Annotated in this window: 19 protein-coding genes; 2 read left to right on the top strand and 17 right to left on the bottom strand. The window is 73.3% G+C overall.

Translation table 11 applies throughout. From position 1 onward, the window contains the following. Nucleotides 1-166: 166 nt before the first annotated feature. The 10 genes from CW362_RS37270 to CW362_RS37225 all read right to left on the bottom strand — a co-directional run bounded on the left by CW362_RS37270 (nucleotide 167) and on the right by CW362_RS37225 (nucleotide 12237). Nucleotides 167-1501 carry a hypothetical protein gene (locus CW362_RS37270; RefSeq protein WP_103554027.1) on the bottom strand — a complete coding sequence of 445 codons (1335 nt, stop codon included), beginning with the start codon at nucleotides 1499-1501 and terminating at the stop codon, nucleotides 167-169. Between the two features lie 68 nt (nucleotides 1502-1569). Next, nucleotides 1570-2595, bottom strand: coding sequence for a glutamate ABC transporter substrate-binding protein (locus CW362_RS37265; protein WP_103554026.1), 1026 nt, complete (start codon nucleotides 2593-2595; stop codon nucleotides 1570-1572). A gap of 14 nt (nucleotides 2596-2609) precedes the next feature. Beyond that, nucleotides 2610-4100: a hypothetical protein gene (locus CW362_RS37260; protein ID WP_103554025.1), complete on the bottom strand. Its 1491-nt coding sequence runs from the start codon at nucleotides 4098-4100 to the stop codon at nucleotides 2610-2612. Between the two features lie 289 nt (nucleotides 4101-4389). Then, nucleotides 4390-5403 carry an N-acetylglucosamine kinase gene (locus CW362_RS37255; RefSeq protein WP_103554031.1) on the bottom strand — a complete coding sequence of 338 codons (1014 nt, stop codon included), beginning with the start codon at nucleotides 5401-5403 and terminating at the stop codon, nucleotides 4390-4392. Further along, nucleotides 5400-6665, bottom strand: a complete 1266-nt coding sequence (locus CW362_RS37250; protein ID WP_103554024.1) for a 6-phospho-beta-glucosidase — start codon at nucleotides 6663-6665, stop codon at nucleotides 5400-5402. Before CW362_RS37250 ends, CW362_RS37255 begins: the two co-directional genes overlap by 4 nt. Before the next feature lie 2 nt (nucleotides 6666-6667). Beyond that, complete coding sequence (locus CW362_RS37245; RefSeq protein WP_103554023.1) at nucleotides 6668-7561, bottom strand: carbohydrate ABC transporter permease; 894 nt, start codon at nucleotides 7559-7561, stop codon at nucleotides 6668-6670. A gap of 3 nt (nucleotides 7562-7564) precedes the next feature. Continuing rightward, nucleotides 7565-8506, bottom strand: a complete 942-nt coding sequence (locus CW362_RS37240) for a carbohydrate ABC transporter permease (RefSeq protein WP_103554022.1) — start codon at nucleotides 8504-8506, stop codon at nucleotides 7565-7567. A gap of 10 nt (nucleotides 8507-8516) precedes the next feature. Next, nucleotides 8517-9854 carry an ABC transporter substrate-binding protein gene (locus tag CW362_RS37235; protein WP_103554021.1) on the bottom strand — a complete coding sequence of 446 codons (1338 nt, stop codon included), beginning with the start codon at nucleotides 9852-9854 and terminating at the stop codon, nucleotides 8517-8519. A 78-nt stretch (nucleotides 9855-9932) separates the two neighbouring features. Continuing rightward, nucleotides 9933-11144, bottom strand: coding sequence for an ROK family transcriptional regulator (locus tag CW362_RS37230; protein WP_103554020.1), 1212 nt, complete (start codon nucleotides 11142-11144; stop codon nucleotides 9933-9935). Nucleotides 11145-11400: 256 nt separating this feature from the next. Next, on the bottom strand, nucleotides 11401-12237 hold the full coding sequence (locus CW362_RS37225; protein ID WP_103554019.1) for a hypothetical protein: 837 nt from the start codon (nucleotides 12235-12237) through the stop codon (nucleotides 11401-11403). Between the two features lie 412 nt (nucleotides 12238-12649). Here CW362_RS37225 and CW362_RS43120 point away from each other — a divergent pair, with 412 nt between their 5' ends. Continuing rightward, nucleotides 12650-13309 carry a hypothetical protein gene (locus tag CW362_RS43120; protein ID WP_112477708.1) on the top strand — a complete coding sequence of 220 codons (660 nt, stop codon included), beginning with the start codon at nucleotides 12650-12652 and terminating at the stop codon, nucleotides 13307-13309. A gap of 232 nt (nucleotides 13310-13541) precedes the next feature. On the opposite strand, the gene CW362_RS37215 is transcribed toward CW362_RS43120, so the two are convergent. Then, complete coding sequence (locus tag CW362_RS37215) at nucleotides 13542-14654, bottom strand: mechanosensitive ion channel family protein (protein WP_162684360.1); 1113 nt, start codon at nucleotides 14652-14654, stop codon at nucleotides 13542-13544. A gap of 273 nt (nucleotides 14655-14927) precedes the next feature. Between CW362_RS37215 and CW362_RS37210 the strand changes: the two genes are divergently transcribed. Continuing rightward, nucleotides 14928-15464, top strand: a complete 537-nt coding sequence (locus CW362_RS37210) for an HNH endonuclease (protein ID WP_037618871.1) — start codon at nucleotides 14928-14930, stop codon at nucleotides 15462-15464. 51 nt (nucleotides 15465-15515) lie between these two features. Here the strand turns inward: CW362_RS37210 and CW362_RS37205 are convergent, their stop codons facing one another. The 6 genes from CW362_RS37205 to CW362_RS37175 all read right to left on the bottom strand — a co-directional run. Next, nucleotides 15516-16169 carry a hypothetical protein gene (locus CW362_RS37205; protein ID WP_240658250.1) on the bottom strand — a complete coding sequence of 218 codons (654 nt, stop codon included), beginning with the start codon at nucleotides 16167-16169 and terminating at the stop codon, nucleotides 15516-15518. Further along, nucleotides 16166-17734, bottom strand: a complete 1569-nt coding sequence (locus CW362_RS37200; protein ID WP_240658249.1) for a hypothetical protein — start codon at nucleotides 17732-17734, stop codon at nucleotides 16166-16168. Before CW362_RS37200 ends, CW362_RS37205 begins: the two co-directional genes overlap by 4 nt. Continuing rightward, on the bottom strand, nucleotides 17731-18489 hold the full coding sequence (locus tag CW362_RS37190; RefSeq protein WP_103554028.1) for an ABC transporter ATP-binding protein: 759 nt from the start codon (nucleotides 18487-18489) through the stop codon (nucleotides 17731-17733). The genes CW362_RS37200 and CW362_RS37190 overlap by 4 nt, the downstream gene beginning before the upstream one ends. 98 nt (nucleotides 18490-18587) lie before the next feature. Next, nucleotides 18588-19604 carry a zf-HC2 domain-containing protein gene (locus CW362_RS37185; RefSeq protein ID WP_103554017.1) on the bottom strand — a complete coding sequence of 339 codons (1017 nt, stop codon included), beginning with the start codon at nucleotides 19602-19604 and terminating at the stop codon, nucleotides 18588-18590. Beyond that, nucleotides 19601-20221 carry an RNA polymerase sigma factor gene (locus tag CW362_RS37180; RefSeq protein WP_103554016.1) on the bottom strand — a complete coding sequence of 207 codons (621 nt, stop codon included), beginning with the start codon at nucleotides 20219-20221 and terminating at the stop codon, nucleotides 19601-19603. The genes CW362_RS37185 and CW362_RS37180 overlap by 4 nt, the downstream gene beginning before the upstream one ends. 33 nt (nucleotides 20222-20254) lie before the next feature. After that, nucleotides 20255-21827: discoidin domain-containing protein (locus CW362_RS37175; protein WP_206301190.1), on the bottom strand; the 1573-nt coding region annotated here is incomplete at its 5' end.

Below are 21827 nucleotides of genomic sequence, written 5' to 3'. Positions count from 1 at the left end.
CGCCTCCGGACCGGGAGGACCTCGGGGCCGGTTCGGCGGGGGCGAGTCCGCAGGTGTCGCAGTACAGTTCGCCGCCGCCCATGTCCTCGTACGAGCCCTCGCAGCCGGGCCGGCCGCACCGCTGCTCACTCACCGGCTGCTCGCTCACACCGCATCCCCTCACCGCTCACGCGTCGGTCCCCCTCCGGTCCGCACGGTCATGAGGCCCGCCCTGCTCGGGCACCGGCGGGTTCAGCAGCTCGGCCGCCGCCCGCTGGTAGCGCAGCACCGCCTCCTCGGCCACCCGCAGATCGCAGGGAGCGCTCCACAGCATGCGGCGGGCCGCGTCGTAGCGCTCCACGAGGAACGGGTCCTCGGCGAAGCCGTGCCGGGCGACCTTGGCCTTGTACGCGTCGAGACGGCCGCGCAGCTCGGCGCGGACCGCCAGCGGCTGGGTGACCGCCGTCAACGACTCCCGGGCGCGCAGGAGCTCGTCCTCCGCCTTCTCCTCCAGCGCCTCCAGGAGCGGCGAGAGGCGGTGCCACTGCGCGTGCCTGCGGTACTCCGCGGCCGTCGCCAGCTGCTCCTGCAACGCCGTCGGCGGACCGCTGACGGCCGGCACCTCGGACGCGGCGATCTTCGCGAGGACCTCGCCCCGGGCACTGCGGGCCTCGGCGAGGGTGCGGTCCGCGCGGCTGAGCACGTCCCGCAGCTTCACCAGCCGCGCCTCGGCGTCCTGGCGCACCGTCAGGACCGCGTCGATCTCCCGGCGGACCTCCTCCAGGGCGCGCGCCTCACGGTCGTACGCCGTCGTGTCCGGGCGTCCGCCGCCGGGGGCCGAACTCCCCCGCGCGGGAACCCAGAAGGCGAGCGGGTCGGAGACCACGCGCTCGCGCAGGGCGGTCAGGGTCCGGGTGATCCGCTCCAGGTCGTCGCCCGAGGGGTGCTCGCCGGGGCGCACGCCCACGGAGTGCGCGAGCGCCCGGGTGCGCTGGAGCTCCGCGGCCAGTAAATCTATGCGGGCGGGCAGCGCGGACCACACGGCGTCCGCGGTGACGACCATGTCGAGCGAGGCCGCGTACAGCCCGTTCATCCGGTCCACCAGGGCGGCCAGCGAGAACCGCTCGCTGAGCTTGCCGGTGCCGGCCAGGGTCGGCGCGTTCGCGGTGGCCGTGGTGGAACCGGCGACCGTGATGCCCGAGCCGCGCAGCAGCTCGGTCAGTTCGACCAGGTCCTCACGGCTGGACCAGCGTCTGCGGGAGCGGATCTCTCGCGCGGAGCGCAGCGCGTCCGTGTACGCGTCGAAGTACGCCCACAACAGGGTGATCGACGCCTCCGCGGACGCCCAGCGCTCCTTGGTCGAGCCGGTGAGTTCGGCGCCCTCCAGGAGTCTGCGGCCCGCGTGGTCCTGCAGGGCGAGGAGCGAGGTCTCGATGGCCTCGTGCTCCGCGCCGAGGCGCGCCAGCGCACGGTCCGCCTCGTCCCGGTCCATCACCGGCCCGGGGGGTCCCGTGACGCCCATCGATCACCTCTCGTTCTCGTGCGGTTCCGGCGCGCGCGGGTGCGCGGCCGGTCGATTCTGCGGTTGTGTCAGGCCGTCCGCCCGTACACGGCGGGGGGCGGGTCCTCCGAGGGGGAGTCGGGCCCGAGGGTCGGAGCGAGCCACTTGTCGTACGACTGCCGCCAGCCGTCCTTGCGGTAGTCCGCGAGGACGTGGTTGACCCGGCGTACCAGATCCTCGGCGCCCCGTTTCATCGCCACGCCGTAGTACTCGGTGGTGAAGGTGTCGCCCTTGAGTTCGACCGTGGGGTCCTGGGCGGCCTGGCTCGCCGCGAGCGCGCCGTCGGTCACCACCGCGTCGGCCTCGCCGAGCTGGAGGCGCACCAGGCAGTCCAGCTGGTTGGGCACGGGCGGCAGGACGACAGAGGAGGGGGCGGGCTTGCCTGTCTTCCGGTCGGCCGTCAGACGGTCGTTCGCGGTGGACTTGGCCGCCGAGCAGATCCTCTTGCCGGCCAGGCTCTTGTCGTACCCCGTGATGCCGGAGCTCACCGGGGCCAGTACCTGCTGGCCGGTCTTGAAGTAGGGCGCGGAGAACGCGACCTGCTGGAGACGGTCACAGGTGATCGTCATGGTGCGCACCACCATGTCGACCTGGCCGCTCTGGATCGCGGGGATGCGCTGGCTGGTGGGGATCGCGCGGAACTGGACGGCGTTCTCGTCGCCCAGGATGTCCTTGGCGATCGCGTGGACCAGGTCGATGTCGAAGCCCTCGAGGTCGCCGCCGGCCTTCGGGTTGTTCGGGTCGCGGTAGCCCCAGTGGTAGCTGTTCTGGTCGACGCCGACGATCAGCCGCCGGTCCTTGCGGTTCTTGATGGCGTCGATCGTCGTCCCGTCCGCGCCCGACGGGGCGAGGCTCTGGTTCTGCGGGTCGGTGCAGTCCTCGGCCCTGGCCTGGGTGCCCCGGGCCAGGCCGGGCCCGCCGACACCGGTGCTGCCGTCACCGCGCGCGGAGTCCGGCAGCATCAGGGCGAGGACCAGGGCTGTCACGCAGGCGAGCGCCATCGCGCCCACGCCGCCCCAGCCCCTCAGGCTCGCCCTCAGGCGCCGTGCGTTCATCGCCGCTCCTCCTCTCACCGGTACTCCGAAAGCCTGCGGCCGATGCCGAGCACCGCGCCCGCGGCGGCCAGCACGGCCAGGACCGCGGCGCCGGCCGGGAGGCCGGTCATGGCGCCCAGGCCGTCGCCCGCCGCCCGCTGGAACTCGTCCTGCTCGTGCGTCAGCGCGATCCCCAGGTTCTTGTCCACGACGTCGAAGCACTCGCCCGTGGGCTTCTTGTCGGGGGAGCCGATGACCCGGTCCAGCGCGAGTTGGTAGTCGCCGGCGTTGTCGGCCTTGCGGGCCTCCTTGTGACGCTGCTTCCAGACCTCCATGCCGGCGGTCGCGGCCTGCACGGGCTTCTCGCCCGCGCTGTCGTCCGCGAGACCCGCCGCGACGGCGAGGCCCCGGGTGAGCGACTTCATGTCCCGGTCGAAGTTGTAGTCGTACAGGTCCATGGTCGTCTTGTCGGGCAGGGTCTTGGTCTCCGCGCCCCGGCTGACCAGGGTGAGGTTCTCGTTGCCCCGCGCCTTCAGGGACGCGATCTGGGCGTCGTGCAGCACGTTCAGGGAGCGGACCCCGTGGTCGTAGGACTCGTCCAGTCCGGACCGGGCGAAGGTGTGCCCGACGGTGAGCCACAGCAGTACGACCAGGGACGCGGCGGTGGCGGCGGCCATGCCCTGGTTCAGCACCCGGTTCGTACGCCGGTAGTTGCGGCGCTGGGCCCAGGCCAGGGCGGCGAGCGCGACGAGACCGAGGGCGATCGCGGCCCACGGGTAGGGCTTCGCGTCGGCGTAGTCGGCGTTCAGCCGCTGGTTCTCGTTCTTGTAGAGCTGCTGGGCCTTCGGCAGCATCTCGTTCTGCATCTTGTCGTTCGCGTAGCGCAGGTACGCGCCGCCCAGCGGGTAGCCCTGCCGGTTGTTGGCGCGGGCCCGCTCGATCAGGCCCTTGTACTGGGGCAGCAGTTCGTTGAGCTGGGAGATGGTGGTGGCCGCGGAGGAGCCGGCCTCGGAGCTGTTGGCCGCGGTGATCAGCTTGGCGGCCGCCGTCCGGATGTCGCGCTCGTAGCGGTCGCGGGTCTCCTGCGACTCCTGACCGCCCGCCAGGAAGCCGCTGGAGGCGGCGGTGTTGGCGTCGGCGAGCGAGCGGTAGATGTCCGCGGCGCTCGCGCTCAGCGGCTGGCTGCTGTGCAGCACGTTGTCCGCGGCGGCCGAACGTTCCGTCATCTGCCAGGCGGTGACCGCGCCGAACGCGACGACCAGCAGGGCGAGGACGGCGCCGATGATCCGCAGCCGCCCCGGCTCCGTCGTCGCCGCGGCGCGCAGCCGGTCCGTACCTTCCGCCCACGCCGTGCGCCGGGGCGCCGCGCCGGGAACCGGGGGAGCGCTCGGTCCGGCGCCGGATCCGCCCCGGTGCACGGGGGATCCGCCCGGCGGCAGGGGAGGGCCGGGCTGCGCCGGCACGGACGGCACCGTGGGCGTGCCCCGACCCGGTGGCGCCGAGCCGCCCTTCGGCGGGTGTGTCACTGTCGACCTCCCCCATGGTCATCCGGTCGGTCACGCCCGCCGCGGACGCGGTGGGCGCGGCCGGCCGGCGTACGTGCACGGCGGCAAGTATCGCCGCCCGTACCGGCATCCGCACAGGCCTTGCCTGGATCTTGTTCGGATCACGGCGCAGCACGATTCCCCCGCGCCACCCCCCTTCTCATGAACACGTGTTCCGCATCCGTTTGGTTCCCGCCCCTTCACTCCAGGTCATCGACGGTCCCGCGGCCGTGGACGCCGGCACGGCCGCGGTCCGTTCCGCCGGGCTTCCTCAGCCCCCCTCGTAGTACGCCCGTACCCGCGCGTGGATCTCGCCCGGGGCCCGTACGCGGTCCAGGCCCAGGAGCGCCGCGCCCAGGACCGGCGGGGCGGTGACCACCCGGGGGACCGCCTTGGGCGCGCGGGCGGCCAGGAGTTCGTGGACGCGGTCGTCGAGCCGGGGATGGCGGGCGGCGAGGATGCCGCCGCCGAGCAGCACCGGGGTCTCCTCGGCGAGCAGGCCCAGGCGGCCGAGGGCCACCGTGGCCATCGTGACCACCTCGTCCGCGAGCCGGTCGACGATCGCCCGGGCCACCGGGTCGCCGTCCGCCGCCGTGGCGAACAGGACCGGGGTCAGCTCGTGGCGGCGCGCGCCGGGGACGTGCTCCAGGTGGAGCGCCTCGATGAGCGCGTACATGGAGTCCAGGCCGAAGTGCGCGGGCAGGGTGCGGGCCAGCGCGGTCGCGCCGCCCCGGCCGTCCTCGGCCCGTGCCGCGTGCCACAGGGCCTCCTCCGCCAGACCCCAGCCGCCGCCCCAGTCACCGGAGATGCGGCCGATGGCGGGGAAACGCGCGGTGCGGCCGTCGGGCCGCATGCCCACGCAGTTGATGCCGGCCCCGCAGACCACGGCGACTCCGCGCGGTTCGGCGATCCCGGCCCGCAGGATCGCGAAGGTGTCGTTGCGCACCTCCACCTCCGCGCCCCAGGCGCGCGCCCGCAGCGCGGCCGCCAACTGCTCCTCCTCCACGGGCAGATCGGCGTTGGCGAGACAGGCCGAGACATGGCCGACCGAGGCGACGCCCGCCTCGGCGAAGGCCCGCCGCACGGCGTCGGCGAGCGCGTCCACCGCCGTCTCGACGCCGACGGCCGGGGGCCGGAACCCGCCCCCGCGCGCGGTGCCGGTCACGCGGCCGTCCGGGGCCACCACGGCCACGTCGGTCTTGCTGTTCCCCGCGTCGATGGCCAGCACGAGGCCCGCGGGGCGGGACCCGGCGGCCGTACCGGCACCGGTCTCCGCCGACGTCATGCCCACGCGAGGTGCTCCCGGTTGTGCGCGATCAGCTGGTCGGTCAGGGCGTCGGCCAGGGCGTACTGGCCGACCAGGGGGTGGGCGAGCAGCGCCCGGAAGACCCGGTCGCGCCCGCCGCGCAGGGCCGCGTCCAGGGCGAGGTCCTCGTACGCGGTCACGTTCGCCACGAGGCCCGCGTGGAGCGGGTCGACGGACGGCACCGGCAGCGGGGCGGGCCCCTTGGCGCCGACCGCGGCCTGTACCTCGATCACCGCGTCGTCCGGCAGGAACGGCAGGGTTCCCCGGTTGTGGGTGTTCACCACCTGGTAGGGGCTGCCGCCCCCGCCGAGCAGCGCGGCGGCGAGGTCGACGGCCGCCTCGGAGTAGTAGGCGCCGCCCCGCTTCGCCAGCAGCTCCGGCTTCTCGTCGAGGGCGGGGTCGCCGTACATGGCCAGCAGCCGCCGCTCCATCTCCGCGACCTCGGCGGCGCGGGACGGCTTGGTGCGCAGCTCCCGGACGACCTCGTCGTGCGCGTAGAAGTAGCGCAGGTAGTACGAGGGGACCACGCCGAGGCGCTCGACCAGGGTCCGGGGCAGCCGCAGGTCCTCGGCGACGGTGCCGCCGTGCTCGGCGAGCAGCCTCGGCAGTACGTCCTCGCCCGTGGGGCCGCCCAGCCGCACACCGGTCTCCCAGGTGAGGTGGTTGAGGCCCACATGGTCGAGATGCACATCGGCGGGGGAGACCCCGAGCAGTCCGGCGAACTTCCGCTGGAAGCCGATCGCCACGTTGCACAGGCCGACCGCCTTGTGGCCCGCTTGGAGCAGGGCGCGCGTCACGATGCCGACCGGGTTGGTGAAGTCGATGATCCACGCGTCCGGGTTGGTGCGGCGGACCCGCTCGGCGATGTCCAGCACCACCGGAACCGTGCGCAGCGCCTTGGCCAGTCCGCCCGCGCCGGTCGTCTCCTGGCCGACGCAGCCGCACTCCAGCGGCCAGGTCTCGTCCTGCTCGCGGGCGGCCTGGCCGCCGACGCGCAGCTGGAGCAGCACGGCGTCGGCGCCCTCGACCCCCGCGTCCAGGTCGGAGGTGGTGACGATCCGGCCGGGGTGGCCCTGCCGGGCGAAGATCCGGTGGGCCAGGCCGCCGACCAGCTCCAGGCGTTCGGCGGCGGGGTCGACGAGGACCAGTTCCTCGACGGGCAGGGTGTCCCTGAGCCGGGCGAATCCGTCGATGAGTTCGGGGGTGTAGGTCGACCCTCCGCCGACCACGGTGAGTTTCATGGTTAACCCTTCACTCCGGTGAGCGTGACGCCTTCGACGAACGCCTTCTGCGCGAAGAAGAACACGAGGATCACGGGGGCCATGACCAGGACGGTCGCGGCCATGGTGAGATTCCAGTCGGTGTGGTGCGCGCCCTTGAACGACTCCAGGCCGTAACTCAGCGTCCAGGCACCCGGGTTCTCGGACGCGTAGATCTGGGGGCCGAAGTAGTCGTTCCAGGCGTAGAAGAACTGGAAGAGCGCGACGGCCGCGATGCCCGGCTTCGCCATCGGCAGGACGACCCTCAGCAGGGTCCGCAGCTCCCCGCAGCCGTCGACCCTGGCGGCGTCCAGGTACTCGTTCGGGATGGTCATCAGGAACTGGCGCAGCAGGAAGATGGAGAACGCGTCCCCGAACGCCATCGGGATGATCAGCGGCCACAGGGTGCCGGACAGGTCGAGCTGCTTCGCCCAGAACAGGTACATCGGGATGATCACGACCTGCGGCGGCAGCATCATCATCGAGACGACGAGCATCAGCGACAGGTTGCGGCCCCGGAAGCGGAACTTGGCGAGCGCGTAGGCGACGGGGACCGACGAGACGACGGTGAGCGCCGTGCCGAGGCCGGCGTACAGCAGCGTGTTCCTCCACCAGGTGAGGAAGCCCGGGGTGTCGAAGACCTTCCTGTAGTTGCCCCATTCCCAGGTGTGCGGGACCAGGTCGCGGCTCAGCGCCTGGCTGTCGCTCATCAGCGAGGTCAGGAACACGAACACGAAGGGCAGCACGAAGAAGAGGGCGGCCGCGACGCCGAGGGAGTGGACCGCGACCCACTCCAGCAGGGCCCGGCGGCGCGCGGTGCGCTCGGCGGGGGAGACCGGGGCGGTCAGCTCCACGGGCTTGTCGAGTACTTGGGTCATCGGTCAGTCACCTGCCTGGATGAGACCGCCCCGGCGCCGCATGAGGAACGCGGTGAACACCATGGACAGGGCGAACAGCACGAGCGCGACCACACAGGCGGAGCCGTAGTCGAAGCGCTGGAAGCCGAGGTTGTAGACGAGCTGGGGCAGGGTGAGCGTCGACTTGTCGGGGTAGCCGGGCTCGAACTGCGTGCCGGCGCCCTGGATGACGCCCGAGGCGACCTTCCCGGCGATCAGCGGCTGCGTGTAGTACTGCATGGCCTGGATGACCCCGGTGACCACGGCGAACATCACGATGGGCGAGATGTTCGGCAGCGTGACGTACCGGAAGCGCTGCCAGGCCGAGGCGCCGTCCAGTTCGGCGGCCTCGTACTGCTCGGTGGGCACGTCGAGCAGCGCGGCCATGAAGATGACCATGAGGTCGCCGATGCCCCACAGGGCCAGCAGGGTCAGGGCGGGCTTGGACCAGGCGGGGTCGTTGAACCAGCCGGGGGCGGAGACGCCGGCCTTCTCCAGGATCGAGTTGACCGGTCCCGTACCGGGGTTGAGGAGGAAGGCGAAGGCCATGGTGGCGGCCACCGGCGGGGCGAGGTAGGGCAGGTAGAAGAGGGTGCGGAAGACACCCGTGCCCGTCTTGATCTTCGTGATCAGCAGGCCCACGCCGAGCCCGAACGCCACCCGCAGGGTCACCGTGACGAGGACCAGCCACAGGGTGTTGCGCAACGCGGGCCAGAACAGCGGGTAGTTCTCGAAGACGTAGGTCCAGTTCTTCGTCCCGCTCCACGTCGGCGGCCTGAAGCCGTCGTAGTGCATGAAGGAGAAGTAGACGGTCGAGATCAGCGGGTAGGCGAAGAAGACCGCGAAGCCGATCAGCCAGGGCGACATGAAGGCCAGGGTCACCAGCGCCGAGCGCCGGCGTTTCGAGGCGAGCGTGACAGTGGTCATGTGCGTGCCGCTACTTCGCCTGCGCGATGTCCGTGTCGATCTGCCGGGCGGTGGCCGCGAGGCCCGCCTTCAGATCCTTCGTCTTGCCGCTCTCGTAGTCGTATCCGAACTGCTGGATCGTCACGAGGTAGGTGCCTCCGTTGACGGACGGCGGAGTCGTCGTCGAGTCCGGGTTCGAGGCGATGTCCAGGAACGTCTTGAAGCGCGGGTCGTACTTCAGCTTCGGCGACTTGAGGGCCGCGAGCGTCGAGGGCACGTTGTGGATGCCGTTGGCGAAGCCGACCACCGCGTCGGTGTCCGTGGTCATGTACTTCACCAGTTCCCAGGCCGCGTTCTGCTTGCGGCTGGTGGACGCGATGCCCGCGATCGTGCCGGTGATGTAGCCCTTGCCGTACTGGTCGGCCCGGTCGTCGGGGACGGGCAGCGGGGCGACGCCGATCTCGAAGCCGGGCTTGGCCTCCTCGGCCATGCCGAGCCGCCACTCGCCGTCGAGCTGCATGGCCACCTGGCCGGTGTGGAAGGGGTGCTTGGGGCCCCACTCGTCACCGAGCTTGGAACGGTACGTCTCCAGCTTCCTGAAGCCGCCGAGTTCGTCGACCAGCTTCTTCTGGAGGGTGAACCCGGCCGTGAAGGCGGGGTCCTTGGCGATGTTCGACTTGCCGCTGCTGTCGAAGTACGTCGGCGAGAACTGCCCGAAGTAGTGCTCGGTGGTGGACTCCCAGCCGTGGTAGTTCGGCATGAAGCCGAGCTGGGAGTAGGAGTCGCCCTTGGTGATCGTGAGCTTCTTCGCGTCCTTCTCGAACTCGGACCAGGTCTTCGGCGGGGAGGCGATCCCGGCCTTCTCGAACGCGGTCTTGTTGTAGTAGAGCCCGTAGGCGTCACCGAGGAGGGGCACCGTGCAGCGGTCACCCTCGAACTGGGTGTACTCGTTCATCGCCTTCGGGAAGGTCGTCTCCGGATCGATGTGCGCCTTCTCGAACAAGGGGTTGAGGTCGACGAAGGCGCCGGACGAGCAGAACTTGCCCACGTTGTTGGTGGTGAAGGACGAGACGACGTCGGGGGCCTTGTCGCCGCCCGCGCGCAGCGCCTGGTTGATCTTGTCGTCGGTCATGTTGCCGACGATGTTCACGTGGATGTTGGGGTGCGCCTTCTCGAAGCCCGCGACCAGCGACTTCACGGCCTTGACCTCGTTCGGCGCACTCCAGCCGTGCCAGAAGTTGATCGTCTGCTCCTTGGACGCGTCGTCGCCTCCGCCGCCGCCGGACTGGCCGGTACAGGCGGTGGCGAGGAGGGCCATCGAGGCGGAGGCGGCGAGCGCGACGGCTGTCTTTCGGGATATTCCGGGCATGGCGAGATCTCCCTGTGAGGGACTTGGCGGGACGGGGAGTTGCGGGACGGGCGAGTGGAGCGGCGGAGCGGTACGGACTCAGCGGGAGGTGTCGAAGACCTCGTCGCGGGTGGCTGCCAGGGCGCTCTCCAACGCGCCGCGCAGCACGGGGTGTTCGTGGACGTCGCCGACGACGAGCCGCGGCCGGGACGCGGCCAGCTCCTCCAGTTCGGCCTGGACCAGGGCGCGCAGCGGTTCGCCGCCCGCGGTGAGCGAGGCTCCGCTGAGGACGACCAGTTCGGGGTCGAGCACGGAGACGAGGGAGGCCAGACCGGTGGCGAGTCCGGTCGCGTACCTCTCGAGGAGCCGCCGGTAGGGGCCCGCGTCGACGGCGGCGGCCCGCTCGACGAGGGTGGCCGCGACCTCGGTGTACGGACCCGTCGGCAGGTCCTGGACGCCGAGTTCGCGGGCCAGTTGGGGGATGGCCTGGGAGCCGGCCAGCTCCTGGTAGCCGCCGCTGTTGGCCCGGGTCACCTGGCGCACCAGGGGCGCGCCGGGCACCGGCAGGAAGCCGACCTCGCCCGCGCCGCCGGTCCAGCCGCGGTGCAGCCGGCCGCCGAGGACGAGGGCCGCGCCGAGACCGCCCTCGTTCCACAGCAGGACGAAGTCCTCGTGCCCCCGGGCGGCGCCGAGGCGCTGCTCCGCGATGGCGACGAGGTTGACGTCGTTCTCGTACTCGACGGGCATCGGCAGGGCCGCGGCCAGTTCGTCGAGGAGGGTGGGCGAGTGCCAGCCGGGCAGGTGGGAGGCGTAGCGCAGCCGGCCCGTGTTGGGGTCGAAGGCGCCGGGGGTGGCGATGACCAGGCGGCGGACGTCGTCCCGGGCGAGCCCGGCGGCCTTCACCGCGCCGTCGAGGGCGTCGGTGACCTGGCGCACGACGGGCCGGGCCGGGCGGCGGCCGGGGGTGGGCAGTTCGTACGAGCCGACCGTCCGGCCGGTGATGTCGGCGACGGCGGCGAGGACGCGCTCGGGGGTGACGTCGAGACCCGCCGCGTACGCGGCGCCGGGGTTGACCTCGTACAGCTGGGCGCTGGGGCCCGGCCGGCCCTCGCTGGTGCCGGTGGCCAGGACGAGCCCGGCGGCTTCCAGGCGTGCGAGGAGCTGTGAGGCGGTGGGCTTGGACAGTCCGGTGAGCTTCCCGATCCGGGTCCGCGAGAGCGGTCCGTGCTCGAGCAGCAGATCGAGGGCGGCGCGGTCGTTCATCGCGCGCAGGACGCGCGGGGTGCCCGGCGTGCCGGCGGATCCTGCCATGTCTGTCGCCACCTGCCCTTCTAGGCCGACCAGCTTCCCAGGGGAGCCTTCGGGAAGTCCACCGGGAGATCACTGTTAGGAAAGTTTCCTATTGCTGATGCGAGGAAAGTAGGCCGGACGGGGCGCGGGCGTCAAGGGAAACCACCGCCCGGGCGGCGCGGTCGTCGCCGGAACGCACGAAGCCGCCCCCGCGGCGGACGAACTCGTCCGCCGCGGGGGCGGCTTCGTGGCGGGCCGGAGGAGGGCCCGGCTCCGGTTACTTCACGTCGACGTAGTCGCCCGCGGCCGTGGCGGTGCCCGTGGTGGCGGTGCCCGCGAACGCGTAGCGGTAGGTGCCGTCGGCCGAAGCCTTGACCGTGGTGCTCAGGGCGCCCGCGGTGCCGGAGGTCACCGTCTTGACGGCCTTGTAGGCGGTGGCGCCCTTGGCCTTGAACTGGAGGACGACCGACTGGCCCTTGTAGCCGGTGTACTTGCCGTTCTTCCAGTCGGCGCGGGTCAGCGCGCCCTTGACGGTGAGCGTGGCGCCCTTCTTCACCGGCTCCGGGGTGGCGTCGGCGGTGAGCCTGGCGGCGCGCTTGACCTGGGCCGTGCCGGGGACGCCCCACATGTCGTAGCCGAACCGCATGCTGATGTGGTTGTCGGAGTCGTCGTCGTCCACGGTGGTGTCGCCGTAGAAGCCGGCCACCTTCCAGGTGCCGGCGTCCGCCGCCTCGTACAGGTACTCCTGCGGGTCGACCTCGATGACCTCCTTGCAGGACTGCGTGACCGTCGTGGCGGTCGTGGCCTTCGTGGTGCAGACCGGGGCGTCGTCCGGTTCCAGCTCGTTCTCCTGTCGCGCGAGCGACGGACCGCGGTACAGCAGGACGCCCGCGCCGTTCTTCTCGCCGTCGATGACGAGGCCGGCGGGGCGGACGAAGGTGTAGGTGACCGGGACCTTCACGAGGTTCGTGGTGCCGACGACGATCGCCTTGCCGTTGTTGACCACCACACCCGAGAAGGAGAGGTCCGGCGTGGCGGCCGAAGCGGACGGCACGGCCAGGGCGGACAGGGCCAGGGCGCCGGAGACGACGGCGCCGATGGCGTATTTGCGCATGGGTTCCCCATTCGAGGCGGGCCCCCGGGCGTTGAGCTCCAGAACAAGGGCCCGCTGTCGGAGCGACAGTAGACGGTTGATCAAGGTGGAGGGGATGCGGGGGTCCTGTGAAGAGGAACGGCTCCGTCCCCGTGTGGGAGGCGGGGTGCCGGGGGTAGGAATGCCCTGTCGGTGCGTCAGGAGCGTGACGGCCCGGGGGCATTACGGCTTCGTCACGATCGGTTCCGCGCGGCCAGGTCGGGTTGCGCGGATTTGTGCCGGTGCGCACCTCTTGGGGAGGGGGTCTTCGCCGTGCGGAAGACGGTGGCCGGTTCGTTCTCATGCCTGGTGCACAGGGTCCCGTTCCTATGATCCGCCGCATGAAGGTGAACCGTGTGGCGTGGGCCGCGCAGGACCGGCCGGGAGGCCGGCCGTGAAGCCGCTGACGGCCGCATGGCGCGCGGCCGTGGCCAAGAGCGTGCCCGTGGCGTTCGTCCTGATGGTCACCGAATTCGTGAGCGACGGGTTCACCTGGGATTCCGCGGCCCGCGGGCTGCTCTTCAGGCCCCTGTGCTGGGGTGTCATGACACTCGGCTGGGCGGCCCTCGGAGTGCGGGCGCTGCGACGCCGGGCCCGGAAGGCCGGCATCGTGCTCACCGGCGGCGCGCTGGACGAGCGGCAGACGTGGGTGCTGCGCCCGGCGTCGGCCCAGGACGGCCGGCAGGAGCGGGTCCGTGAGCGGCTGGTGGCCTCGGAGCGGGCGTTCCTCGTCGCCGAGAAGGGCCGCGAGGAGCTCCACTTCCGATGGCGTCCCTGGCGCGGGGAGGAGTCGGTCTGGGGCTCGCTGTCCTTCGGCGCGTCCCCGGGGGAGGTCGTCATCGACGTCCACGACGGCGAGGGGCTCCGGGGCGTGGCCGGGCTGGGCAAGGGATCGGCGCTCGTCGCCGTGTGCCAGCTGGCCGCGGCGACCGGGCTGGAGGCGGTCCGGCAGGCGAAGGACCACCCGGAGGGGAAGGACCACCCGGAGGGGCCGGGACCGGAGGGGCTCGCGACGGAACCTCCTCCGCCGACGGGCGAGGGGCGGACGGGCTGAGGGCCGGCGGGCGACGGGCCGGCGGACGGAAGCGGGGCGGACCGCCCGCCGACGAAGGGGCGGCCCGGCTGACGTGCGGCGGGCCGAGCGGTGACGATGCGGCGGCCCGGCTGACGTTCGCGGGTCGTGTGACGGCGAAGACGCGGCCCGGCTGACACGCGCGGGCAGTGCGACGACGAAGGGGCGGCACCGGGGTGTCCGGGTGCCGCCCCTCGTGCATGGCGTCGCGGGCCTACTTCGGCACGCCCGACGGAGCCGGGGACGGGATGGGGGCGGTCGCCGCCGACTGCGGGGAGGCCGGGTTGTTCAGGGCCGACGGGGCCGCCACCGCGGCGGTCGGGTCGAGGGGCTCCTCCTCCTCCACGGGCGCGGCCGGTCCGTCCACGATGCGGATGTCGGCGGCGTCGAAGGCGCGCTTGATGCGCCAGCGCAGTTCGCGTTCCACGGAGACGGCCTTGCCGGGCATGGTCTTGGCCGAGACGTGGACCACCATGGAGTCGAGCAGGACGCTGTCCAGGCCCAGGATCTCGACCGGGCCCCACAGGCGCTCGTTCCAGGGCTCTTCCTTGCTGATGGTCTCGGCCACGTCGGCGATGACGGACCGGACGCGGTCCAGGTCCTCCGAGGCGCGGACCGTGACGTCCACACCGGCGGTGGCCCAGCCCTGGGAGAGGTTGCCGATGCGCTTGACCTCGCCGTTGCGGACGTACCAGATCGCGCCGTTGTCGCCGCGCAGCTTGGTCACGCGCAGGCCCACCTCTATGACCTCGCCGGAGGCCACGCCCGCGTCGATCGTGTCACCGACGCCGTACTGGTCCTCCAGGATCATGAAGACGCCGGAGAGGAAGTCGGTGACCAGGTTGCGGGCACCGAAACCGATCGCGACACCGGCCACACCCGCCGAGGCGAGCAGCGGGGCCAGATTGATCTCGAACGTGCCGAGGATCATCAGTGCGGCCGTGCCCATGATCAGGAAGGACGCGACCGAGCGCAGTACCGACCCGATGGCCTGGGAGCGCTGCCGGCGGCGCTCCGCGTTGACCAGCAGACCACCGAGCGCCGTGCCGTCGACGGCCTCGGCGGTGCGGCTCATCCGGTCGATGAGCTTGGTGATCGCCCGGCGCACGAACACCCTCAGTGCGGCGGCGATCACCAGGATCAGCAGGACGCGCAGACCTATGGCCAGCCAGGTCGACCAGTTCTCCTCGACCCAGCTCGCCGCGTGGGTCGCGCTCTCCTGGGCGTCCTGGAGCGTGGGGGTCACCGGAAGCGGACCGGTCGACGTCGAGGGGGACGGCGACGGGGCCGGTCCGGCGGCCAGGGCCGATAGGACGGGCAGGGACACGGCAGGTACCTCCAGGCGTAGCGGTCTGCCCGCGGCGGGGGACAAGAGAGGAATGCCGTCCGGGCAGAACCACCACACTAACGGGGCATCGTGTGTGGATCGTTGTCATGCGGAGGGGAGAGACCGTGCTCACCTGGGGATGTAGGGGATGTGGTCGAAAACACTCCCAGCCCGTTACCGGGACATGGTGGCGCCGTCACCAGGCATGAGGGGAGACTGACTGCAGATCGTCCCGGCGCGAGCCACGCGCCGCCGGCGTACAAGGAGGCATCCGTGCCGCACGTCCTGGTCCTCAACGCGTCGTACGAGCCGCTCGGCGTCGTACCGCTCCACCGCGCGCTCGTCCTCGTCCTCGAGAACAAGGCAGTCTGCCTCGAGGAATCCGGCGCCTTCATGCACAGCGCGACCGTTACTGTCCCCGCACCCAGCGTGGTCCGGCTGAAGAGGTTCGTACGGGTCCCCTACCGAGGGCCCGTCCCGCTGACCAGGCGAGCCCTGTTCGCCCGCGACGGCGGCCGGTGCATGTACTGCGGTGGCGTCGCAACCAGCGTCGACCACGTCATCCCGCGTTCCCGCGGAGGTCAGCACGCCTGGGACAATGTGGTGGCGTCCTGCCGCCGCTGCAACCACACCAAGGCCGACCGCCACCTGGTCGAGATCGGCTGGCGCCTGCGCCACAAACCCGCCCCGCCGACGGGGCTCGCGTGGCGCATCATCGGAACCGGGCACAGGGACCCGCGCTGGATGCCCTACCTGCAACCGTACGGCGCGGACGACGCCATGGCCCGGATCGACGGCATATCGGCCTGACGATCCGGGCCTTTGCGTTGGCCCGTGGGGCCCGGCCCGTGCGACCCCGTGTCAGACGCGGGGTCCTTCGGGACGGGCCCCACGGGCCGCGCAGAGTGCCGTGCCGGTCACGAAGAGTGCGAGACCGGCCGCCCAGGCGCCGTGCTGCGGACCCGGCTGCACGAGCCAGCTCACGACTGTCGCGTTGTTCACACGGGGAGAGGCGGCCGAGAGGTACACGGCGCTGAAGTACAGCGTCGTCGGCATCCAGCTGAGCCGGGCGCCGACCAGCACCGCCCCACCGGCCGTGACGCCGATGGCCCCCAGCGTGTTGCGGACCATCGCCACCGCGCCGAACTCCTGCGCGTGCCCGGGCACGGCGAGGGCCAGCAGCGCGGACGCGAGGACGCTGAGGACCAACAGGTGGGCCAGGCGCCGGGGCCACCAGCGGCGTACCGCGGTGTCGTCCAGCTCACGGGTGTACGCGTGCAGGCTCGCGCCGGTCGCCGCCGCGGCCAGCAGCGGGGCGAGCGCGACCAGCGGGACCCTGCGGTACGGGTCGAGGTAGGCGTCCGGGCGGCTCGCCGTCCACGCGGTGAGCAGCGCGGCGCAGACCAGGGCCGCGAGGGCCGTCGGGATGCCCCGGGAGCGGGAGTACAGGGCCAGGGAGCGGAACCGGTGTCCGGGCGCGGACCGCGCCGGCAGGGAACTCTGTCGGGTGTTCACAGTGACGGGACCTCGCTCGGCTTCGGGCCGCACTCGGCGGCCGTGGCGAAGTAGCGGCCGAGCCAGGAGCGGCGTTCGCCCTCGCTCATCGAGGTCAGGCGCGCGTACGCCTCGTCCTCCGCCCGGTACCACGCGAGTCTCTTCGTGTCCCCCTCCTGCCGGGCCCTCGTCACGGAGAACTCACGCAGCTCCGCGAACCCGGGCTCAGGCGCCAGCCAGCGCAGCACGGCCTCGTCGGTGACCGTGATCCGGTCCGCGGTCGGCGCCTGCTCGCAGTCCGGGCGGACCAGCATGTGGGCCGCCTCCCACGCGTACCGCCGGGGGTCGGTCACCTTGCCGCGGACGACGCTCCAGCCGAGGGGGCTGAGGTTCGGCAGCTGCGCCTCGCCCGGGTGCGGGGACCGCCACAGGTCCTCGTAGCGGACCGGCAGGTTCCGGACCCCCTCCAGTCGTCCGGTCAGACCGGACAGGGCCCGGGTCACCTCCGGCAGCATGCCCGGATAGGTGGCGTTGACGCAGACGTCAGGGGTGGTCGAGGTGTCGCACACCTGGCGGTGGGCGAGCGGGTTGTCACGCAGCAGACCGTCGCCCGTCGAGACGAGGAGGACGGCCGCGCCGAGAGCGGCCGCGAGCGGCAGCAGCGCGGTGGCACGGCGGTACGCGGTGAGGGCCAGGGCCGCCGCGGCGGCGAGCCCGGCCGCCCACAGGGCCGACACCAGCGGGTACCACCGGACGGCGAGGTCGTTGTCACCGAGGACGTGGGCCATGCAGAACGCGAGGTGGCGGACGTCGGACTGCCGGGTGCCGAGGGCGCCGACGACGACGTAGCCGCCGATCGCGAGCAGCGGGGCGGTCAGCCGGAAAGGGATGGCCCGCCCGGCCGTGTGACCGAGGACCGTGCAGGCGGCGAGCGTGAGGGCGTTCCCGGCGAACACGGTGTACGCGGGTCCGCCCGCCGAGGCGTACGGCGCGCAGGCCGCCAGCGCCCCGGCCACCACCAGCAGGTGGGCCGCGGTCAGCCAGCAGGCGAGCGGCAGGGCGGCCGCCAGGAGCTGGACCAGCGGCGTACGCGCGGTGGAGGAGCGCAGCTCCGCCGTCCGGCGCCTGCGTTCCCTGCCGCCCTGCCAACCGCCCGCGGCGAGCGCGAACGGGACACCGATCATGGCGGCGGCGGTGCTCAGCAGTTCCGTCGTCGCCCCCCAGCTCCCCTGCCACTGGTCCGCCCTTGCGGCCATCGGCCAGGCGAGGGCGAGCAGCAGCCCGGCGCCCGCCCAGGGCGCGAAACCGCGCAGCCACTCGGCCCGCAGGGGGTGCGGCGCGGAACGGCGTGCGCGAGCGCTCCCGTCACCCGGCCGCGGGATCCGGCGCCGGCCGTCCCGACCGGGCCCGGCCGCCGGGGCGGTGCCGTTCTCGTGGCCGGTGCCGGTGCCGGTGCTGGTGCTGGTGCTGGTGTCGAGGTCGGCGTCGGGGCCGACGCCGCTCCTGCGGCCCGGGCCGAGGTCCGCGCCGGTCCGGACGGGGGTGTGGGCCGGGCCGTCCCCGCCCGGCTGGACGCGGGTGCTCATCGGCCGGCCCCCGTCGCCGTGCGGTGGCCGCGCAGGGCCGTGATGTAACCGCGTTCGACGGCGTTGCCGTCGGACTCGTGGCCGTCCGCGCCGAGTGCGGCGAGCGAGCCGGGCGTGCCGCGGTAGGCGACCTGCCCGGCTTCGAGCAGCGTCACCTCCGTGCAGGCCGCGGCCACGTCCTCGACGAGATGGGTGGAGACGATCACCGTGGCGGTGCGGCCCAGTTCCCGCAGCAGCGCGCGGAACTCGACGCGCTGCTCGGGGTCGAGACCCGCGGTGGGCTCGTCGAGCAGCAGCAGGCGGGGGTCGTTCACGATGGCCTGCGCGATGCCGACGCGCCGGATCATGCCGCCCGACAGGGTCTTGACCTTGGCGTCGATGCGGTCGGCGAGGCCGACCCGGGCCACGGCCCGCTCGACCGCGGCGTCGGTGCCGGCCCCCGGCAGTTCCTTCAGCCAGGCCACGTAGGCGACGAACTCCCGCACCGTGAAGCCCGGGTAGTACCCGAAGTCCTGCGGGAGATAGCCCAGTTCGCGGCGGACCGCGCCGCGTTCCCGATGGCCGCGAAGGTCGTTCCCGAGCAGCTCGACCCGGCCCGCGGTGGGCTCGGCGACCGTGGCGAGGACACGGACGAGGGAGGTCTTGCCCGCGCCGTTGGGCCCGAGCAGACCGTGGACGCCGAGCCCGAAGTCGAGGTCGACACCGTCCAGGGCGGTGGTCCTGCGGTGTCGGACCGTCAGCCCGGAGACCCGCACGGCGGTGTCGTCCGAGCCGTCCCGGCCGCGCCCGGCCGGGGCGGCCGAGTGGTGCTCGGCACCGCCGAAGGGCGGTACGGCGGTCGTGTCGGGCCTGTTCACATCGTCTCCAGACGGTCGTACGCGGTGCGGCGCGCGGCGAGGAGCAGGGCGCACAGCACGGTCGCCGCCGCCCAGCCGCCCTGGGAGGAGGCGCCGGTGAAGTAGAGGGAGAGCTGCTCGGTGAGACCGGCCGTCAGACCGGTGCCGGTGGACACGAGGAGGGGGGCCGCGACGGCGAGCAGCCATCCGCCGCCGACCACCGCCGTCGCGGTACGGCAGCCCAGGTATCCCGAGAGGACGAGCGAGGCCAGGGTCAGGGCCAGCCCCGGCAGCAGCCAGCCGGCCGTCGCGGGTCCCGCGGGCAGCTGCGGGCCGGAGGACGGCAGGAGCAGCCCCGCCACCGTCAGCGAGGGCGCGCTGACCGCCAGCACGGCGGCCGTCCGCGTCAGCAGGAGGCGCAGTCCGCCCGAGGGGGCCGACGCGGCGATCTCGTGGAGCGGGTCGGCGTGCCGCCCGTAGGAGAGGGCGACCCCGGCCACCGGGACGACGGGGGCGAGGGCCAGCAGCAGGGGCCGTGCGCCCGCCCATCCGCCTCCGTACGCGAGGGCGACGGCGCCCAGGGCGACGAGCAGCACGGCCCCGGCCCAGGTCCCGCGGACGGCGGGCCCCGCGGCCCAGAGGATCCGGGCGAGCCGTCCGCCGAAGGCCCGCGAGGGCCGCGGCGCCACCGCCGGAGCGAGGTCCGGCACGGGCACGGCCGCAGCAGCCGTGCGGACCTGGTCGGCGGCGGCGGTTGCGGGAGTTGTACGGGCCGGGCCGGCGGCGGTTGCGGGGGTCGTGCGGGCCGGGGTGGTCGTGGTGGACTGTGCCGCTTCGGGCACCGTCGCCAGGACCGCGTCGCGGACCTCCGCCAGCGCCGGTCCCGCCGCGCCCGCCCGCACCGCGTGCGAGACGCGCGCGGCGCACCGGCCGCAGCGCTCCAGGTGCTTCTCCAGGGACCAGGCGTCCGTCTCCGCGAGGGAACCGTCCGCGTAGCGGGTGACGAGGTCGTCGGGGGCGTGCCAACCGGTCATGCCGGGCCTCCCAGCGGGGACGGGGCCAGGGCCGGGCGCGCGTGGGCGCCCTGGGGCGGGTTCAACTGGGCCAGGGCCTTGCGGAGCTCGGCGCGGGCGCGCAGGGCACGGGTCTTGACCGTGCCCTCGGGTATGCCGAGGAGGCGGGCGGCCTCACGGGTGGTCAGCCCGTCGACGACCGTCGCCCTCAGCACCTCGCGCAGCTCGGGGGAGAGGCGGTCCAGCGCTGTGCCCACGTCGCCGTACTCGAGCCGCGCCAGTACGCGGTCCTCGGCGGACGGCGCGGGGGCCGGCGCCGTGTACTCCACACGGTCCGCCCGCTCCTGGACCCGTCGCGCGTCCACCAGACGCCGTGCGGCGATCGTCCACAGCCAGCCGCCGGCCTCCGTGCCCCGGTGGCCGCCCGCCGACCGCCACACCGTCACGAAGGTGTCCTGCAACACCTCGCGCACGGTCTCGGGGTCGGCGCAGCGCCGGGTCAGCCGCGCGTGCAGCCAGCCCGCGTGCCGGTCGTACAGCGCGGCCATCGCCGCGGAGTCCCCGTCCGAGACGGCCCGCAGCAGCGCCGCGTCCGAATCGTCCTCCCGGTGGCCCCCTCGGGGGCGGAACAGTCTCACACCCCGTCTATCGACGGCTCCGTGCCCGCCGGTTCACGGCGCGGCGGACTCCTGTCCGTCGGCCGCCTCCGCGACCGCGTACGCCTCCACCGACCACAGCGAGTAGCCGTACGCCGTGGCCCGCCGCATCCCCTGGACGCGCACGTAGCGGACGTCGCGCTCGTCGAAGCGGAGGGACTCCTGGCCGCCGCGGCTGTCGTCCACGGTGGTCGCGGTGCGCCACACGCGTCCGTCGGCGGAGACCTGGACGCGGTACGCGGACGGGTGCGCGTCCTGCCAGGTCAGCACGAGCCGCCCGAGGCGCACCGGCTCGGCGAGCTGCACCTGCCACCAGGCGCCGTCGTCCACGGGGGAGGACCAGCGCGTGGCCGGGTCGCCGTCGTTGGCCGCCGCGGCCGGGAAGTCGGGGGTCTCGTCGGCGGACGAGGAGGCCGTGCCGGTGCGGGCGAGGTCGGGGCCCGCCGTGCGCGGGAAGGCGCGGACGGTCAGGGTACGGGTCTGCGAGCCGAAGGCGACCGTCACCTCGTACGTGCCCGACGGCGTCCCCGGCGGCACCGTGACCTCCACGGTGCTGTCGACGACGGCGCCGCGCGACAGGGTCGGCGACGGCTGCGAGACCTTGACCCTGATGTCCTTCGGGGCCCGTGCGGTCAGTTCCCCGCTGACGCCGGTCGGACGCTGTGACGTCAGCCGGGCCGTGATCCGCTCCGTGCCGCCGATCTCCACGTCCGCCGTGGAACGGCCCAGCTCCAGCGCGACGGCGGGGGTGTCGGCGAACCACGGCACCAGATGGCGGACCTGGGAGCGCTCGGGGCCGACGACCCGCAGCGCGCTCACGCGCACGCCCGCCGTACCGATCTCCGCCGGGCCGAGCTCCGTCGCGCCCCCGGTGTCGAGGGCACCGAGGTACCGCCAGCCCCCACCTGGGAGGTACGCCTCGACGTACCCCGTCGTGCCGGGGTCGGTGAGCACGCTCACGTCGGTGAGGACGCGGGGGCGCGGGAGCAGGACGAGACGGCCGTCCTGCCAGGTGCCGTCCCCCGGGGCGGGGCCGTCCTGCGCGGTCCCGCCGTCCGCGCCTCCGGTGCCCCCGCCCGTGCCCGCCGTCGGGCCGTCGCCGGGGCCCGTCCCGCCGTCCTCCGCCGTCCCCGGGTCCTTCGGGGCCTCGTCGCCGGTGGAGGACTCGTTGCCGAGGCCCGCCCACTTCTCGTACGCCGTGCGGGCCCGCGTCAGGAACGGGTCGAGCACGCCCGTGCCGACCTTCACCTCGCTCGCCGCGAGCCCGGCGCGCAGCCGGTCCAGCGCGCGGTAGGCCGTCCAGGCCGCCGTCGCGTCGCCCTTCGACTGGGCCTCCAGCAGTGCGACGGCCGTCTCACCGGCCTCGCCGTAGCGCGCCAGCTGCTCGGTCCAGGGCCGCACCTCGGTGGCGATCGGGCGGCCCGCCAGCCGCTCGGGCGTCTCGCGCATCACCGAGAACGCCGCGCGCAGCCGCCCGGCCGCACGGTCGAGGGCGGCCCGGTCCGTGGTCGTCCGAGCCTGCCAGAACGCCTCCATGAGCGGACGCAGGTACGCCGACTCCTCGCCGCCGAGGACCGAGGACGCCTCG

Origin of the sequence: Streptomyces populi (assembly GCF_002911015.1) — a bacterium.
Taxonomy (GTDB): Bacteria; Actinomycetota; Actinomycetes; order Streptomycetales; family Streptomycetaceae; genus Streptomyces; species Streptomyces populi.
This window is presented reverse-complemented; position numbering and strand designations above follow the sequence as displayed.

What these genes read in the sequence shown, in the direction of transcription:
- CW362_RS37270 (WP_103554027.1), bottom strand. Translation starts at nt 1,501, where the DNA reads ATGGGCGTCACGGGACCCCCCGGGCCGGTGATGGACCGGGACGAGGCG.
- CW362_RS37265 (WP_103554026.1), bottom strand. Translation starts at nt 2,595, where the DNA reads ATGAACGCACGGCGCCTGAGGGCGAGCCTGAGGGGCTGGGGCGGCGTG.
- CW362_RS37255 (WP_103554031.1), bottom strand. Translation starts at nt 5,403, where the DNA reads ATGACGTCGGCGGAGACCGGTGCCGGTACGGCCGCCGGGTCCCGCCCC.
- CW362_RS37250 (WP_103554024.1), bottom strand. Translation starts at nt 6,665, where the DNA reads ATGAAACTCACCGTGGTCGGCGGAGGGTCGACCTACACCCCCGAACTC.
- CW362_RS37245 (WP_103554023.1), bottom strand. Translation starts at nt 7,561, where the DNA reads ATGACCCAAGTACTCGACAAGCCCGTGGAGCTGACCGCCCCGGTCTCC.
- CW362_RS37240 (WP_103554022.1), bottom strand. Translation starts at nt 8,506, where the DNA reads ATGACCACTGTCACGCTCGCCTCGAAACGCCGGCGCTCGGCGCTGGTG.
- CW362_RS37235 (WP_103554021.1), bottom strand. Translation starts at nt 9,854, where the DNA reads ATGCCCGGAATATCCCGAAAGACAGCCGTCGCGCTCGCCGCCTCCGCC.
- CW362_RS37230 (WP_103554020.1), bottom strand. Translation starts at nt 11,144, where the DNA reads ATGGCAGGATCCGCCGGCACGCCGGGCACCCCGCGCGTCCTGCGCGCG.
- CW362_RS37225 (WP_103554019.1), bottom strand. Translation starts at nt 12,237, where the DNA reads ATGCGCAAATACGCCATCGGCGCCGTCGTCTCCGGCGCCCTGGCCCTG.
- CW362_RS37200 (WP_240658249.1), bottom strand. Translation starts at nt 17,734, where the DNA reads ATGAGCACCCGCGTCCAGCCGGGCGGGGACGGCCCGGCCCACACCCCC.
- CW362_RS37185 (WP_103554017.1), bottom strand. Translation starts at nt 19,604, where the DNA reads ATGACCGGTTGGCACGCCCCCGACGACCTCGTCACCCGCTACGCGGAC.